The sequence below is a fragment of the Pedobacter sp. AW31-3R genome (assembly GCF_052180285.1).
Classification (GTDB): Bacteria; Bacteroidota; Bacteroidia; order Sphingobacteriales; family Sphingobacteriaceae; genus Pedobacter.
In genome coordinates this window covers 41,763-58,797 of the sequence record NZ_CP197475.1, presented here as the reverse complement: position 1 = coordinate 58,797, position 17,035 = coordinate 41,763, and the positions used below count along the sequence as shown (strand labels likewise).

The following is a 17,035-nucleotide window of genomic DNA, read 5'->3' as shown; positions in this document are numbered from 1 at the left end:
AGCTTATTAGTAATTTTGCCGGTCAATGAAATTATTTGTAATATTCTTATGTTTTTTGTGCTGTAGTTTTTCTTATGCCCAGAAGGTCAATGTGAAAGGGTTTGTGATAGACAAAACATCAAAACAAAGGCTGGCTAAAGTTTACATCTACAATTCCCGTTCTGACGAGGGGTTATACAACAATAGTAAAGGTGAATTTTCTACCGTTGCTTCTGTTGGTGATACCCTGTTTGCCATGTTACAGGGTTATGGACTGGATACGGTCGTCTACAAAGGAAATAATGCCATCTATTTTCAGTTGAGGCCACTGGCGGTACAGCTGAGGGAAGTGGCTATTGTTGGCAGCTCCCTGACCCCCAGGGAGCGTTACGATAAAACGCTGAAGGAATATAAATATGCTACAGAACGGGGGAGCTCAAGAGACCTGTTGAACCTGGGGCCTTCTGGCGTAGGTTTGGGCATTGACGCGATATACAACCTCCTCAGCAGAAAAGGCCGGAACGCAAGACACCTGCAGGATATTCTGGAAAGGGACTATAAAGAACAGATTATTGATTTCCGCTTCAATCCCACTTTTGTCGGCAGGGCTTTAAGGATCAAAGGATTTGAGCTGGAAGATTTTATGCAGCAATACCGCCCCAGTTATGACTTTGTGCTGGTCGCTTCAGATTATGCTTTTATTGTGTTCCTTAAAAACAATTATGCCACCTATCAGCGCAACCCGAATACTTTCAGACTGAAAAGTCTCCCGAAAATTAAGATTGAACAGTTATGAGGTACTTTGCAGTCGTATGCCCCTGGCTGCCGGCAAATGCAATGGCCCTCTATCCATTCCTTTTATTTAAGGACCATTCGCTGAAAGAAAATAAGGAACTGGTCAACCATGAGAAAATTCATTTCTATCAGCAACTGGAATTGCTGATCATTCCTTTTTATGTGCTATACGTTTTAAATTACCTCATTAACCGCTTAAGGTTTAAAAATCATTTTGAATCCTATTGTCATATCTGTTTCGAGAGGGAAGCTTATTCCAACGACCATGACCTCGATTATCTGGACCACAGAAAGCTATATTCATGGATAAATTTTGTGTAAAAATGCAAAGCGTTCTTTTTACTTTTATTTTAAATTCCTCATTAAGAACATTTTTCTTTTCTTTGTAATAATGAAAGGTTTTTATACTTGCTTAATTCTTCTTTTTGCCGTTACAGCAAATGCCGTTGCTCAGGAGGTTGATACGATTCCCATTGATATCAGGAACCTGGATCTTAAATTGAAAAAAAGCCCTATGCCTGTAATAAAAGGAGCTATTCCTTTTAAAGCAGCAGAGATTGCTCCTGTGATCATTAGTTCCAAAGTAAATTACTGGAAAATCCGGACTTCTGTAGGGATTAATATCAACCAGGCTTCCTTCAGTGATAACTGGCAGGGAGGTGGGGTAAGTTCCCTTGCTGTCGGAGGATTGGTCAACTGGAAAGCAGAATATGTCAAGAACAGTTACAGTTACATTAGTGAATTGGTCTTACAGTATGGTAAGATCAAGAATCACAACCAGCTGCAGAAGAAAAATAATGACCGTATTTTCTGGGATAATAAAGCCGCCTTTCAAATATCAAAGAACTGGTATTTCTTTGGTTCCCTGACCTTTGAATCACAATTTGACAAGGGTTTTTCCTATAGGACGATCAATAATGAGGAATATCCTACCCTAATTTCCAGATTCATGTCACCAGGATATTTAACAGAATCACTCGGTTTTGAGTATAAGCCCAGCAAATATTTCTCTACACGTATTGGTACCGGAACAGCAAAACAGACCTTTGTACTTGACAATGCCAGGCTAGAACAGGAAGACCGGGACAAAAGCACTAATAATACAACATCAAAGACAGATTTTTACGGTGTTCCCCTTGGAAAAACATTCAGAAATGAAATTGCATTCCAGGTGGTAAGTGCCTTTGAAAAAGATATTTTTGAGAACATCAACCTCAAAACAAGGTACGCCATGTTTATCCCCTACGACGACTTAGGGTACATCGATCACCGTCTGGATGTTGCAATCACTGCCAAAGTAAATAAGTTCATGAATGTATCCCTCACAGGAGTAGGACTCTATGACAGAGATACCGACCCTAAAATCCAGGGAAGTCAGACGCTGGCTATGGGATTGACATTTGTGTTTCCGAGATAATATTGTCCGGAATTATTGAGCCTAAAGTCATCAATTTTGCTCTTTTTATGTGCTTTTTAGCAGCATAGGCATTCGATCTGCAACAATGTTCAGCATAGCGGAATAAAGATGATACGATATACCTCGTCTTTCCGCCAAATTTAATAACTTTGGTACTTACAAAAAATTGAGCAGTAAGGAGTAAACAAAATGTTTGAAAATTTACAGGATAAACTAGACCGTGCATTTAAAGTTCTAAAAGGACAAGGCAGTATTTCAGAGATCAACGTGGCCGAAACCATGAAGGAAATTCGGAAAGCCTTACTGGATGCCGACGTAAATTATAAAACAGCGAAGACCTTTACCGATGAGGTAAAAGAGAAAGCGTTGGGATTAAATGTGCTTACCGCAGTATCTCCGGGTCAGTTACTGACCAAGGTCATGAACGACGAACTTACAGCCTTAATGGGTGGTGAAGTAACAGAAGTAGACTTAAAGGCAAATCCAACCATTATATTAATTGCCGGTCTGAACGGTGCGGGTAAAACAACCTTCTCCGGAAAGCTGGCCAACTACCTGAAAAGTAAAGGTAAAAAACCATTATTGATCGCTGGAGACGTTTACCGTCCTGCAGCTGTTGATCAGTTACAGGTTTTGGGGGGACAGATCGGTGTTCCTGTGTATGCAAATAAAGAATCCAAAGATCCTGTAGCAATTGCCCTTGAAGGTATTGCAGAAGGAAAAAGACAAAATAACAATGTCATCATCATTGATACTGCCGGTCGCCTTGCGATTGATGAGCAGATGATGAATGAGATTGCAGAAGTAAAATCAAGCACTAAACCGCACGAAATCCTGTTCGTAGTTGATGCCATGACCGGACAGGATGCGGTTAATACTGCAAAAGCATTCAACGACAGACTGGATTTTACAGGTGTTGTGTTAACGAAATTAGACGGTGATACCCGTGGTGGTGCGGCCCTTTCTATCAAATCTGTAGTCAACAAACCGATTAAATTCGTAGGTACAGGAGAAAAAATGGAAGCCCTGGATGTGTTCTATCCGGACAGGATGGCTTCACGTATTCTGGGTATGGGTGATGTGGTTTCCCTTGTTGAACGTGCACAGGAGCAGTTTGATGAAAAGGAAGCGGCAGAATTACAAAAGAAAATCCGTAAGAATAAATTCGACTTCAACGATTTCTACAACCAGATCCAGCAGATCAAGAAAATGGGTAACATGAAAGACCTGATGGGCATGATACCTGGAGTAAGCAAAATGATGAAAAACGTTGAGATTGAAGACGATGCTTTCAAAAATGTAGAAGCCATCATTCAGTCGATGACAAAATATGAACGTGAAAATCCTGACAGTATCCAGCAAAGCAGACGTTTACGTATTGCCAAAGGATCAGGAAATAAAATAGAGGAAGTAACCAAACTGATCAAACAGTTTGAAGACATGAGAAAAGTGATGAAACAATTCTCTAATCCTGCCGCTGCTGCAAAACTGATGCGTGGCATGCCTAAAATGCCTCAGGGAAGAATGTAATTCTTTTCCGCATAAAATTATAAGAAAGCCCGTGCTGTTACAGTAACGGGCTTTTTTGATGTCTTTTTTCTGAGCCAGACCTCCGGCAATCTGCATACAATTCAGACTGTAAACAAACATGCCTCAGTTTTTGAAAATTGATTAACAGATCATGGAATAACCATATTACATTGTCTCATTTACTAGTTGAGATTGTATGTTAGTTAAAACTTATGGAAGTGCCGTTTTTGGTGTGGATGCCATCACCATTACAATTGAGGTGAGTATTGGTAGCGGCAATAAATACCATATTGTTGGCCTCCCGGATAATGCGGTTAAAGAGAGCCTCAGGAGAGTGGAAAGTGCCATTCAGGCATCCGGCTTAAAGATGCCCCGACAAAAGATTGTGGTCAACCTCTCCCCTGCAGACATCAGGAAAGAGGGGACCTCCTATGATCTGCCTATCGCAGTTGGAATTCTTGCTGCCTCCGGACAAATCACCACAGAAGAAACTGGCCGTTTCTTTATCATGGGAGAGCTCTCTCTAGATGGGGGACTACAACCGATTAAAGGTGCACTTCCCATCTCTCTTGAGGCTGTAAAAGCAGGTTTTAAGGGATTCGTTCTGCCAGCTGTTAACGCAAGGGAAGCCGCAATAGTTGGCGGATTATCCATTTATGGCATGAAAAACCTATCGGAAGTGATCTCTTTTTTTAACAGAAAGACCATTTTTGAACCCGTGGTTACACATGCACAAGAGGGATTCCAGGATACCTCCAGCAATGATGAACATGATTTTTCAGATGTAAGAGGACAGGAGAATATCAAAAGAGCCTTGGAAATTGCTGCAGCCGGTGGTCATAACCTGATTCTTATCGGTCCACCGGGAGCAGGGAAAACCATGCTGGCCAAACGCCTGCCAACGATCCTGCCGCCACTCAACCTATCGGAAGCACTGGAGACTACAAAAATACACTCTGTAGCAGGCAAACTCAATGCTGCTGACGCCCTAATAAAAAAACGTCCCTTCCGGAATCCACACCACAGTATTTCCGATGCCGCTCTTGCCGGCGGAGGAATGATTCCGCAACCCGGAGAAATTTCTCTGGCCCATAATGGCGTCTTGTTTCTCGATGAACTGCCGGAATTTAAAAGAAGTGTGCTGGAAGTGATGCGTCAACCCCTGGAAGAAAGAAAAGTGATGATATCAAGATCGCGGCTAAGTGTGGAATATCCTGCCAGTTTTATGCTCATCGCCTCTATGAATCCATGTCCCTGTGGCTTTTATAACCACCCCGAAAAAGAATGTACCTGCAGCCCCGCCCATGTGCAAAAATATTTAAGCAAAATATCCGGCCCTTTAATGGACAGGATAGACCTTCATGTAGAAGTCACTCCGGTAAAATTCAATGACCTCAGCTCTTCACAAGCGGCAGAAAAAAGTCTGGTCATCAGAAAACGGGTCATACAGGCACGTACACTGCAGGATCTCCGTTTTGCCGGACAGGCAGACCTGCATTATAATGCCCAGATGAGTCCAAATATGGTCAGAAAGATATGTCTCATCAATGAAGAAGGCCAGCATTTAATCAAAAAAGCAATGGAAATGCTGGGCCTGTCTGCCAGAGCATACGACAGGATACTGAAAGTATCACGCACGATAGCTGATTTAGCAGGAAGTGAATCGATACAAACGGAACACCTCGCCGAAGCCATACATTACCGCAGCCTGGACAGGGAAACCTGGCCGGGTTAAAGTCTTACCCTTCCTGCTGATCGTCGTTTTCCGATAATTCGTCCTCTTCTTCTTCAGGAACGTAAGCAACAATCTCCCTTCCTATGGCATTAATCTCTTCGTCTTCTTCAAAAAGAGGCAGGGCAGTTTCAGGATCCAGCTTAAGCCATTGCGACTCGGTATCTTTCTGGATCTGGACATATTCTTTACCGTCCTTGAAAACGACATAGGTATCATTTCCTTCTGGAAATATGGCGTAATCAATATCTCCGATAGTAATATCAAATGGATCTTGCATGGTCTTTACAATTATAATATGTGTTGAAGGACAAAATTACACATAATATCCTATTTCATGTTTTTCAGCTTAGTCATGAAATCAATAAATCTGTTATCATTGTAATTTGCAGCCCCCGACTCATGATAGGAAATACGTCCCTGTTTATCAAAAACTACTGTGGTTGGCAAGGAACCACTGAAGATCATCTCAGGGATAGCGCTCGCTGCCCTGTACAAAGGCAAATGGTAATTTCGTTTCTCCATAAATCTGGCCGATTTCAGTAAATCACTGTCGGCATCCACAAAAATGAACACAAAAGCCTGGTCATCTTTAAACTTGTTATACATCTTATTGATGGAAGGCATTTCGGCAAGGCATGGAGGGCACCATGTGGCCCAGAAATTAAGGAATACAACCTTCCCCTTCAAATCACCCAGCACAATCCCATTCCCCGCTGCATCCTTAAAATGTATGGCTGATAAATCAATCGCCGTCGGCACCTTCTCTTGTACATTTGACTCCACATCAGGACTGAAAAAACCCATCTGCATCAATCCCCGCAGCACAGCGGCTTTTGCAGAAGGCACGAAAAGCAGTACCAGCAACAAGAGAACAAACAGCATATTTCCTATATTTCTCCCCGTCAGCATTTTTTTCATCACGTTACTTTCTTCTGAACAATAAACCTTAATTTGCATTAACCTAAACCTTAAGACCTCAAACCCATGAAAAGAATTGTTCCGGGCATGCTCTTATTGAGCATAACCATGTCTTGCACTAACAAAGATAAGAAAATGGAGAGCTATAAATGGCCCGACGTGAAAGCGCCGGTTGCAGAAATTAAACCGACCACCAGAATTTTACATGGCGATACAGTTGTTGACAATTATTACTGGATGATCGACTACTTTAAAAAAGGCCCTGACAGCACAAAAGTTGTCGACTACCTTAAAGCGGAAAATACTTACCTTGACCACATGATGGAGGGAACAAATACCCTGCAGGCTGATCTGTTCAAGGAATTAAAAGGCCGCATCAAGGAGAAAGATGAGTCTGTCCCAGTATTTAAAAATGGCTATTATTACTATTCCAGAACAGAAGAAGGAAAACAATATTCCAAGTATTGCCGTAAAAAAGGAAGCCTCAGCGCTGCTGAGGAGGTTTTACTGGATATTGATGAGATGGCAAAAGGCCATGCCTATTATTCGGCTACCGCATTCAGCGTAAGTCCCGACAATAAACTACTGGCTTACGGCGTGGATTTGGTATCGAGGAGACAATATACTATTCAGGTGAAAAATCTGGAAACAGGCGAACTGCTGAAAGATGCAATCCCCAATACACAGGGCGCTGCTGTCTGGGCATCAGACAATAAAACATTGTTTTATACCGCCAAAAATCCGGTAACACTTTTAAGCGAGAAGATTCAGAAACATCAACTGGGCAGTGATGCGAAGAAAGACCTGGTTGTATATGAAGAAAAAGACAAGTCCAACTATATTGGCGTAGAGAAATCCAAATCAGGAAAATATATCTTTATCTACTCTGCGGCTACATTGTCTTCAGAAGCCAGAATGATCCCTTCAGATCAACCGGACGCCCCTTTTAGGGTATTCCAGCCAAGACTAAAAGAAGTGCTGTATTCCGTTATACCTTTGGCCGATAAATTCCTGATCCTCACCAACTGGAACGCAAAGAATTTCCGCTTGATGGAATGTCCTCTGGATAAAACGGCAAAGGAGAACTGGAAAGAGGTCATTCCACATCGTGCCGATGTATTGCTGGAAGGTGTGGAAGAGTTTAAAGACTTCATCGTAGTTTCAGAACGTAAAAATGGTCTGGCACAATTACGCATCCGCAATTTAAATGGTACAGAACATTATATTGAATTTGAAGAACCTGCTTATACTGCAGTTACCGGATCAAATCCGGAGTACGATAGCAAAACCCTTCGGTACATTTATACGTCGATGACCACCCCGGTATCAACCTACGACTATAACATGGAAACGAAAGCCAGGAAGCTCATGAAACAGCAGGAGGTAATGGGTGGTTACCATGCGGAAGATTATACCACAGAGCGCCTCTATGCAACCGCAAAAGACGGAACAAAGGTGCCAATCTCCATTGTTTATAAGAAAGGCCTTGTCAAAGACGGAAAAGCGCCCCTGTTGCTATATGCTTATGGCTCCTATGGCAATAGTATAGATGCAGCATTTTCAACCAATAGCCTGAGCTTACTGAACAGGGGTTTCGTATATGCCATTGCACATATCCGTGGTGGCCAGGAAATGGGCAGACAATGGTACGAAGATGGAAAGCTGATGAAAAAGATGAATACGTTCACCGATTTCATTGATTGCGGCAAGTACCTGGTTGACCAGAAATTCACCAGCCCTGAACACCTTTATGCCCAAGGCGGCAGTGCAGGTGGTTTGCTGATGGGTGCAATCATTAATCTTCAGCCTGAATTATGGCATGGTGTGATTGCACAGGTTCCGTTTGTCGATGTGGTGAATACCATGCTGGACGAAAGTATACCGCTGACGACAAACGAATTTGATGAATGGGGAAATCCTAAAAATGAAGATGCCTACCGTTACATGAAAAGTTATTCACCATACGAGAACATAGAAAAGAAAGCTTACCCAAATATGCTGGTGACCACAGGCCTTCATGACAGTCAGGTACAATACTTTGAACCCGCCAAATGGGTAGCGAAGCTACGCGCTACTAAAACCGATAAGAATATCCTTCTCCTGAAAACGAATATGGAATTTGGACACGGCGGTGCTTCCGGCAGGTTTGATTACCTGAAGGATATCGCATTGAATTATTCCTTCCTTTTTGCACTGGAAGGGATCAATAAATAATTTCACGACGGAGGACTTAAAACTAAAAAACCCGCAAAGGAAGATATCCTTGCGGGTTTTTTAGTTCCTACATACCTGTTAGATCAGCTCCACACTACGGTTTACAAAAGCAGTCAGTTCTGCTCCTGTCAGCATCCCTTGTGAAAGCAAGGCAAGATCCACCGCCTGCTTAGCCAGGGCACTTTGTTCTTCTGCATTTTCAGTCTGAAGAATGCGGTTGACCAATTTATGGTTTCCATTGATCGCCACTTTATAGCTATCCGGCATATTTCCATAAAAACTCATTCCGCCACCCATCTGGGCCATTTCTTTCATTCTGCGCATGAATTCATCCATGGTAACCGTTACCGGGAATTCTTCAGGCAATAAACCAACAATTTCCACCTGGAAGCCCGGTTTAACAATTGCTTTTTCGAAAACTTCTTTCACTTTGGCTGATTGTTCTTCTGTCAGTACAGACTCTACTGCCTCATCTTTTTCAATCAGTTTGCTGGTCACGCTCGAATCCACACGTTTCAGCAATGTTTTTTCCAGTTTCTGCTCCAGGAAGCTTACAAAGTGGGTATCGATGGCCGTATTCATCAGCAATACATCATACTCTTTTTTATTGGCAGCCTGTATAAAACTATCCTGTTTTGCCGGATCAGTAGCATAAAGGTAAACTACCTGCTCATTTTTATCGGTCTGGAAACCTTGTACTTTTTCCTTATATTCTTCTAAAGTATAGTGCTCTTCTTTGGTGTTGGTCAGTAAGGCGAAATCTTTCGCTTTATCATAAAACTTTTCTTCACTTACCAATCCGTATTTCACGAATAAGCCAATATCACTCCATTTCTCTTCATAAGCCTTACGGTCTTTGTTGAAAAGCTCATGCAGCTTGTCAGCCACCTTTTTAGTGATATAACTGTTGATTTTCTTTACATTGCTATCTGCCTGAAGGAAGCTTCTGGAAACGTTCAGAGGAATATCAGGAGAGTCGATCACTCCATGTAATAACATCAGGAATTCAGGAACAATATCTTTCACCTCATCGGTAATGAAGACCTGGCGGCTGAACAACTTGATTTTGTTGCGCTGCATATCGAAATCGTTTTTCACTTTCGGGAAGTACAAGACACCCGTTAGGTTAAAAGGATAATCGACATTCAGGTGGATCCAGAATAACGGATCTTCTGCCATAGGATACAATTGCTTGTAAAAATCAAGATATTCCTGATCTGACAAATCTGCAGGCGCTTTTGTCCATATCGGATTTGTTGTATTGATAATATGATCTGATTCTACAGCAACATATTTCGGTTTTCCTTCTTCATCCTCACCGTCAGGCTCCTGAGTAGTTTTGGTACCGAATTTAATTGGAACAGGTAAGAACTTACCATATTTATCAAGAATAGCTTCCAATTTACCTTTATTAAGGAACTCTGCGGACTCCTCATTGATATGCAGGATAATATCTGTTCCCCTGCTTGTACGGCTACCCTCAGTAATTTCATACGTGGTACTTCCATCACATACCCAACGGGCAGGTTCTGCACCTTCCTGGAAAGATAAAGTCTGGATTTCAACCAGGTCAGACACCATAAATGCAGAATAGAAGCCTAAACCGAACTTCCCTATGATTTCATTTGCGTCCTTGGCATCCTTAAATTTCTCTACAAATTCACTTGCGCCCGAGAAAGCCACCTGATTAATGTATTTTTTAATCTCTTCAGCGGTCATTCCCAATCCATTATCGCTAATGGTAATGGTTTTTTTCTCCTCGTCTAAAGCCACTTCAACAAGCGTATCTCCCAGCTCACCGTTATATTGACCCAGTGCGGCCAGTCGTTTCATCTTTTGTACCGCATCAACTGCGTTGGAAACCAGTTCACGCAGGAATATCTCATTATCAGAATAAAGAAACTTCTTAATAATGGGAAAAATGTTTTCGGTATGTATGGAAATACTTCCCTTTTCTTCTATGCTCATATATTAACTCATTTTTAAGTACATAGACTGCTTATCAAGGGATGTTCCAAACCGTTTTTCGTTGTCAAATTGACAGTTCCCTGGTGAAAGGGGGGCGTCCTATTCAACCCTCTCCTTATAAACCGAGGAGGGGCTTACTTTTTAGCATAATATTACAATCGCTTAGCAAAGTGATTCTGTATCTTTGCAACTCCATGGAATACAACGTACACACGCTTCAAAATGGCATCCGCCTACTTCATATCCCTTCTGCATCAGCGATATCCCACGCCTGCATCATCATCAACAGTGGCTCAAGAGACGAAAAAGAAAATGAAGCAGGACTGGCACATTTTATTGAACATTTAATCTTTAAACGAACAGAAAAACGCAGCACCAACCAGATACTGACCCGGCTGGAAAATGTCGGAGCCGATTTGAATGCCTACACCACGAAAGAATATACGTGTATTCATGCTTCTTTTCTGAACCCTTACCTGGACAGAACCCTGGAACTCTTCAACGATATCGTATTTCACTCCACTTTTCCGGAAGATGAAATGGATAAAGAAAGAGGGGTGATCCTTGATGAAATTGCTTCTTATCTGGACCAGCCTGAGGAAGCCATTTATGATGACTTTGAAGATCTTGTCTTTGCAGGTCATTCCCTGGGAAGGAATATTTTAGGAACCACAGCAAGTGTAGAAACCTTGTCCCAGCAAGATATCAGAAATTTTATTGCAGCCAACTACCATACTGATAAAATGGTGATTGCCGTTCTTGGGAACTATCCCCTGGCAAAAGTGGTAAAAACTGGAACAAAATATTATTCAGCAATACCGGAGAACCTGTATCAGCCGCAAAGACTGGCTCCCCAGAAAACAGCCGTATTTGATCAGAAATTTCAGAAACCCATTACCCAGGCGCATACCATTATCGGCTCGCAGGCCTATTCCCTTCATCATCCTTTTAAAACAGGCCTTTTACTACTGAATAATTTATTGTGTGGCACAGGAATGAGTTCTATACTGAATTTAGAACTCCGGGAAAAACATGGGATTGCCTACAGCATAGAATCTGGCTACAGTGCACTTAGTGATACCGGAATTTTCACGCTGTATTTTGGCACGGACAAGGAAAAGGTAAATAAGGCGATTTCACTGATCTATAAAGAATTCAAAAAAATAAGGGAAAAGCCGCTGACAGAAGTACAACTGCAAAAGGCAAAAAATAAATTTATTGGCCAGATTGCCCTGGGTGAAGAAAACAGGATCGGGCTGGTCATTTCAATGGCCAAAAGCCTGATTGATTACGATAAAATCGATAGCCTGGACACCGTGTTCAGGAAGATCGAAGCGGTGACCACAGCTGAAGTCGCCGCTATTGCCGATGAGATGCTGGACCAGAAAAATTTGAGTATCCTAAGTTTTTATCCTTTACCTTAATATTCGTACTTTTGTACGCTTAGCGTAATCCGTTCAAAAACTGTGGTCTTACCCGGTAATGCTTGCGGATGATTAAAAAAATAATAAAACGATAACTAATATGAAGTTACCTATTGTTGCCTACGGAGATCCGGTTTTAAGAAAGGTCTGTGTAAATATCGATGAGAATTACCCTGACCTGGATCAACTGATTGCCAACATGTTTGATACCATGTATTATGCAAGTGGCGTTGGTCTGGCAGCCCCTCAGATTGGCCTCCCTATCAGATTGTTCATAGTGGATACCGGCGATGATGAAGACGGTAACAAAGGCTATAAAAAAGTATTTATCAATGCCGAAATGATTGAGGAAACAGGAGAGCCCTGGGCTTTTACCGAAGGCTGTCTGAGTATTCCTGAAATCAGGGAGGATGTCTTCAGAAAACCAAATATCCGCATTAAGTATTATGATGAAAACTGGCAGTTGCATGAAGAAGAGGTAACAGGCATGCCTGCACGCGTTATTCAGCATGAATACGACCATATTCTCGGCAAATTATTCACCGATACCCTGGGGGTTTTACGTAAACGTATGATTAAATCTAAATTGGATTGTATCTCCAGGGGAGATATCCGTGCGGACTATAAGATGAAATTCCCTCAGCAACGCAAAAAGCGTTAGCCTGAAAAAACTACAGCCATCTTTTGATGAAGAGATGGCTGTAGTTATTATATGATTAGTTGTTGCTGTTCTGCTGGCGACTTTTATCCCCACTCATAATCATTTGCATCAATTTCCCCCATGCAAATGGGTTTAACAAGGGATTGGTAGTCCCCAAACCTTTTGTCAGTTCCCTGTTGAAATTACTGTGGAAGTTCTCGCTGGAAATTTCGGCCCCGTTTCTTGGCAGGGTCTTCATCCTTCCGGAAAGGGATTCACCTGAAAGGTTTTTCCTTGCAATTTCCATATCGTCATCTGCAATCTTCATGGAAAGGAAATCTTTGGTAAACTCTTCCACTGTAGCCCAGGGATAGATGCGCACCGCAGGGAGGTAAACGATATTGGCTTTCAGGCCTATCATTTCCGTGTATTTTGAGTCCCTTATCTCTTTTGGAAGAACAATGGTCCTTTCTGCATATCCAATAGCATTAAACTGAAGGACATCGCCAGGATGTGCAACAAACGAAAAATACCCCTTATAATTTGCAGCATAACGCTGCTCCTCATTGGATAAATTGGTTATAGTTACATAAGGAACAACAAAATTACTGTCCATATCTGTAATAATACCCGAAAACTGGACCAGTTTTTTCCCATCAGGTGTCTGCTGCGCAAACACCCCCACAGTAAAAAATAGCAACAGCAGCAGGGTGGTGATGTACTTCATTGGACAAAAATAACTGTAATTACAATCGCAGTTCGTTAAATTTTGTTAAACTAAACTGACTCTGCTAGATTAATTGCTTCTACAGCAGTTATTTCCGGTACAGCTTTTAAGATTGCCTGCTCAATTCCAGCCTTCATGGTCATGAAGCTCATTTTGCATGATCCGCAATTTCCAAGTAATTTCAATTTAACTACTTTATCTGCGGTGATCTCTTCAATAGCAACATCTCCCCCGTCTGCAATCAGATATGGTCTGATTGTATCTAATGCCTGCTCAACTTGTTCTGTTAAATTCATGATTAAATTTTAAAGTATAAAATTAGTAATTTTTTAGCAATTAACTACTTTGCATTATTTATTGCAACCTGCTGGGCAATACGCCCGGCTATTTCTGAGAATGCTAAAGAAACCTTACTCTCTTTATTCAGTGCAATTGGCATACCACTATCCCCAGCTTCAGAAATCCCCTGTACAATTGGGATTTCTCCCAGAAAAGGAACTTCAAAAGAGGTCGCAAGTGTTTTCCCACCATCTTTCCCAAAAATATAGTATTTATTTTCCGGCAATTCTGCTGGCGTAAAATAGGACATATTTTCTATAACACCTAACACAGGAATATTAATGGAAGGCATTTTAAACATCGCCAGTCCTTTCCTGGTATCCGCAAGTGCAACCTGTTGAGGTGTGGTGACAATCACAGCTCCTGCAATAGGGAAACTTTGTGTAATCGTAATATGGATATCTCCTGTTCCCGGAGGAAGGTCCACAATCAGGTAATCCAGTTCCCCCCAGTCCGCATCGTTGAACAGTTGTTTGATCGCATTTGAAGCCATCGGGCCACGCCATGGTACTGGCTGGTCAGGATCTGCAAAGAACCCTAATGACAACAACTTAATCCCATATTTCTCTACCGGCAGAATCAGTGTTTTTCCTTCCGGGGTCTCCCGCGCACTTGGCTTGGCACCAATGAGACCAAACATCGTCGGCACAGAGGGGCCGTAGATATCTGCATCAATCAGCCCAACTTTCGCACCATCGGCCGCCAGCGTAATCGCAAGATTACTCGCCACAGTAGATTTACCTACCCCACCCTTGCCTGAAGAGACAAGGATAATATTTCTTATATCTTTCAATTGCGTAGTGTCATTTGGTTTCGTTACCCTGGAGGTAATGTGGATATTTACCTCTGCTTCCTTATCAACAAAATATTTAATGGCATTTAAACAGGCATTTTTCAGCATGTCTTTCATCGGGCATGCCGGTGTAGTCAGCTCCAGCGTGAAACTGATTTTTTTATCTTCTATATTCAGCTCTTTTATCATGTTCAAAGTCACCAGATCTTTTTTAAGATCAGGGTCTTCAACGTTACTTAGAGCCGATAAAACTTGTTCCCTACTAATCATCATTGCCCAAAATTAGCAAAAGGACGGTACAATTAATTGATTTTAGCCTTTTTAAGTGTAATTTTAACACGAAATAAACATTTGCATTTTACGTTTAGCAATTTATATTACCTATTTTACAGCATGCGTCTTCCAAAAATTGACATCCCTAAAAAATACATCAAAGCTGGTGCATGGGTTTTAGGAATCTTTCTCTTCATCCTCCTTGTACTTGGCGCTGTAGCATACAGCAAAAGAGAAGCCTTGCTTCAGAAAATAATGGCCAAAGCAATTCAGAAAGCGAATACAGATTATGGCCTGTCCGTGAGAATAGGAGAAGCCGGTTTTAGTGGACTAAGTACAGTCCATATGAAGAACATTTCTGTGGTACCAAAAGACAGGGACACCCTGACGACTATCAACGACCTCACGATTGGTGTAAAACTTTTCCCGCTCATTTTTGGCAACGTAAAGCTTGCTGAAATCATACTGAATGAGGGTAAGGTTAATGTTGTACTCCGGGACAGTACGACCAATCTTGATTTCTTTCTCAAGAGAAAAAAGAAAGACAATACAGATAATAAACAGAAAGTAGACCTGAGTGAAATAGCCCATAACCTGGTGAATCAGCTCTTGAATAAGATTCCTGACGATATGGAGATCAGAAACCTCCGTTTCAGCCTGAATGATAATGATACTGCTAAATTAAATTTCCTTACGACCACTGCAACAATAGACGGAGGCGAACTGCAGTCTACCATCTTGGTAAATAATAACGAAGCCAGGTGGCATGTTAATGGAAAAGTAAATCCCGGCAGCCAGCAAATGGATGTTTTATTTTTTGCCGATAATAAAAAAGTGGAGTTACCTTATCTCGACCATAAGTTACATGCCAAATTCAGCTTTGATACCGTTCGGACTGAGTTAAAAAGCGCGGACTATAAGGGCAGTAATTTCAAGATTACAGGTTCCTGGTCAGTAAAAAACCTACTGCTTAACCATGCCAAGATTGCTTCAGATGATATTGTGGTGAAAGATGCACGCATAGATGCCGACCTGCTCATCGGTTCCAACTTTGTCGCCCTCGACAGCACCTCTACGATGTATCTTAAAGACGCGTCTATCCACCCCTACCTGAAATATACGCTTTCCCCGAATAAAATTTATGAGGTGAAATTACATGCTGATGAACAGGATGCCCAGGCCGTACTCAACGCCTTTCCACAGGGCTTATTTGAATCCCTGGAAGGCCTGCAGGTTAAAGGAAAAATTAAATACGATCTCAACTTTTATCTGGACAGCAGTCTGCCAGACAGTCTTAAATTCAGTTCTTCATTGACACCTTATAATTTTAAAATTATAAAATGGGGAAAAATTAATCTGCAGAAGATCAACTCCCCTTTTGTATATACCCCTTATGAATACGGTAAACCAATGCGTGATATTGTCATTGGCCCATCAAACCCGAATTTCACCCCCTTGTCAGAAATTTCAAGCAATTATAAAAATGCGCTGTTAACCTCAGAAGATCCCTCTTTCTTTACCCATCATGGTTTCGTGGAAGAGTCCATCCGAAAATCTTTTGTAGTCAATTATAAAGAGAAGAGATTTGTCAGGGGCGGCAGTACGATATCCATGCAACTGGTAAAAAATGTGTTTTTAAGTCGGCAGAAAACATTGGCGCGTAAGGCAGAAGAGATCCTGATTGTATGGATGATTGAAAATAACCGCCTGGTGAGTAAAGAGAGAATGCTGGAAGTCTACTTCAATATCATAGAAATGGGCAAGAACATTTATGGTATCGGTGAGGCGACAAAGGAATATTTCGGGAAAAGACCAGCCGATCTGAATATCGGTGAAGGGATCTTCCTCGCCAATATTGTTCCGCGACCTAAAATAGCCATGTATAAATTCCGTGGAGACGGAGGCTTGAAAGACTACATGCTCCCTTATTTTAAGTTTATGGGACGTATTATGGCCCGCCGTGGTTTAATACCTTCAGATACCAGTGGATATGGTTTTTACAATGTACGTTTACGTGAAGGTTTGCGCCAGTATCTCCTTCCCGATTCCGCAACGGTTGACACGACAGCATTTGACAATGATGCACCGATCCTGATGCAGGATGGGTCGAAAAACCTGTTCGACCGCCTGTTCGGGAAACAAAAAAATGACACGACTTCAAAAAAACCTGCTGTAGCAGATACGGTACAGAAAACTAAAAAGGAACTGAGGCAGGAACGTCGTGAAAGAAGAAAAAGAGAAAAAGAAGAGGAAGAAAATAATATAACCGGCTTTTGAGCACCA

Annotated in this window: 15 protein-coding genes; 9 read left to right on the top strand and 6 right to left on the bottom strand. The window is 41.8% G+C overall.

Annotation, left to right across the window (positions count from 1 at the left end; all coding sequences use genetic code 11):
* The first annotated feature begins 25 nt into the window (after nucleotides 1-25).
* From ACSBL2_RS00275 to ACSBL2_RS00255, 5 genes are all read left to right on the top strand, one after another.
* A complete protein-coding gene (locus tag ACSBL2_RS00275; RefSeq protein WP_442589673.1) occupies nucleotides 26-775 on the top strand; it encodes a hypothetical protein in 750 nt (249 codons plus the stop codon).
* Nucleotides 772-1,095, top strand: a complete 324-nt coding sequence (locus tag ACSBL2_RS00270; RefSeq protein ID WP_442589672.1) for a hypothetical protein — start codon at nucleotides 772-774, stop codon at nucleotides 1,093-1,095. The genes ACSBL2_RS00275 and ACSBL2_RS00270 overlap by 4 nt, the downstream gene beginning before the upstream one ends.
* A 70-nt stretch (nucleotides 1,096-1,165) precedes the next feature.
* Nucleotides 1,166-2,191 carry a DUF3078 domain-containing protein gene (locus tag ACSBL2_RS00265; RefSeq protein WP_442589671.1) on the top strand — a complete coding sequence of 342 codons (1,026 nt, stop codon included), beginning with the start codon at nucleotides 1,166-1,168 and terminating at the stop codon, nucleotides 2,189-2,191.
* Between the two features lie 189 nt (nucleotides 2,192-2,380).
* Nucleotides 2,381-3,721 (top strand): signal recognition particle protein, encoded by a 1,341-nt coding sequence (gene ffh, locus ACSBL2_RS00260; RefSeq protein WP_442589670.1) that lies wholly within the window; start codon nucleotides 2,381-2,383, stop codon nucleotides 3,719-3,721.
* Between the two features lie 196 nt (nucleotides 3,722-3,917).
* Nucleotides 3,918-5,456, top strand: a complete 1,539-nt coding sequence (locus ACSBL2_RS00255) for a YifB family Mg chelatase-like AAA ATPase (RefSeq protein ID WP_442589669.1) — start codon at nucleotides 3,918-3,920, stop codon at nucleotides 5,454-5,456.
* A 4-nt stretch (nucleotides 5,457-5,460) separates the two neighbouring features.
* Here ACSBL2_RS00255 and ACSBL2_RS00250 read toward each other — a convergent pair whose 3' ends face one another.
* Nucleotides 5,461-5,733 carry a hypothetical protein gene (locus ACSBL2_RS00250; protein WP_442589668.1) on the bottom strand — a complete coding sequence of 91 codons (273 nt, stop codon included), beginning with the start codon at nucleotides 5,731-5,733 and terminating at the stop codon, nucleotides 5,461-5,463.
* Between the two features lie 50 nt (nucleotides 5,734-5,783).
* Nucleotides 5,784-6,413, bottom strand: coding sequence for a TlpA family protein disulfide reductase (locus tag ACSBL2_RS00245; protein ID WP_442589667.1), 630 nt, complete (start codon nucleotides 6,411-6,413; stop codon nucleotides 5,784-5,786).
* 27 nt (nucleotides 6,414-6,440) lie between these two features.
* Here ACSBL2_RS00245 and ACSBL2_RS00240 point away from each other — a divergent pair, with 27 nt between their 5' ends.
* Nucleotides 6,441-8,588, top strand: coding sequence for a S9 family peptidase (locus ACSBL2_RS00240; protein WP_442589666.1), 2,148 nt, complete (start codon nucleotides 6,441-6,443; stop codon nucleotides 8,586-8,588).
* Between the two features lie 78 nt (nucleotides 8,589-8,666).
* Here the strand turns inward: ACSBL2_RS00240 and htpG are convergent, their stop codons facing one another.
* Nucleotides 8,667-10,556 carry a molecular chaperone HtpG gene (htpG, locus tag ACSBL2_RS00235; protein ID WP_442589665.1) on the bottom strand — a complete coding sequence of 630 codons (1,890 nt, stop codon included), beginning with the start codon at nucleotides 10,554-10,556 and terminating at the stop codon, nucleotides 8,667-8,669.
* Nucleotides 10,557-10,750: 194 nt separating this feature from the next.
* Here htpG and ACSBL2_RS00230 point away from each other — a divergent pair, with 194 nt between their 5' ends.
* Nucleotides 10,751-11,980: a M16 family metallopeptidase gene (locus tag ACSBL2_RS00230; RefSeq protein ID WP_442589664.1), complete on the top strand. Its 1,230-nt coding sequence runs from the start codon at nucleotides 10,751-10,753 to the stop codon at nucleotides 11,978-11,980.
* A gap of 100 nt (nucleotides 11,981-12,080) precedes the next feature.
* The gene (def, locus tag ACSBL2_RS00225; RefSeq protein WP_442589663.1) at nucleotides 12,081-12,641 is read left to right on the top strand and encodes a peptide deformylase; all 561 of its coding nucleotides are present in this window, start codon (nucleotides 12,081-12,083) and stop codon (nucleotides 12,639-12,641) included.
* A gap of 55 nt (nucleotides 12,642-12,696) precedes the next feature.
* Here def and ACSBL2_RS00220 read toward each other — a convergent pair whose 3' ends face one another.
* From ACSBL2_RS00220 to ACSBL2_RS00210, 3 genes are read right to left on the bottom strand one after another with little or no spacing between them, the layout of a single operon-like run.
* A complete protein-coding gene (locus ACSBL2_RS00220; protein WP_442589662.1) occupies nucleotides 12,697-13,347 on the bottom strand; it encodes a hypothetical protein in 651 nt (216 codons plus the stop codon).
* 50 nt (nucleotides 13,348-13,397) lie between these two features.
* Nucleotides 13,398-13,643: a NifU family protein gene (locus ACSBL2_RS00215; RefSeq protein ID WP_442589661.1), complete on the bottom strand. Its 246-nt coding sequence runs from the start codon at nucleotides 13,641-13,643 to the stop codon at nucleotides 13,398-13,400.
* 44 nt (nucleotides 13,644-13,687) lie between these two features.
* Entirely contained in the window at nucleotides 13,688-14,749 is a 1,062-nt protein-coding gene (locus ACSBL2_RS00210) for an Mrp/NBP35 family ATP-binding protein (protein WP_442592259.1), read from the bottom strand.
* 123 nt (nucleotides 14,750-14,872) lie between these two features.
* Between ACSBL2_RS00210 and ACSBL2_RS00205 the strand changes: the two genes are divergently transcribed.
* Nucleotides 14,873-17,029: a transglycosylase domain-containing protein gene (locus ACSBL2_RS00205; protein ID WP_442589660.1), complete on the top strand. Its 2,157-nt coding sequence runs from the start codon at nucleotides 14,873-14,875 to the stop codon at nucleotides 17,027-17,029.
* The last annotated feature ends 6 nt before the right edge of the window (nucleotides 17,030-17,035 follow it).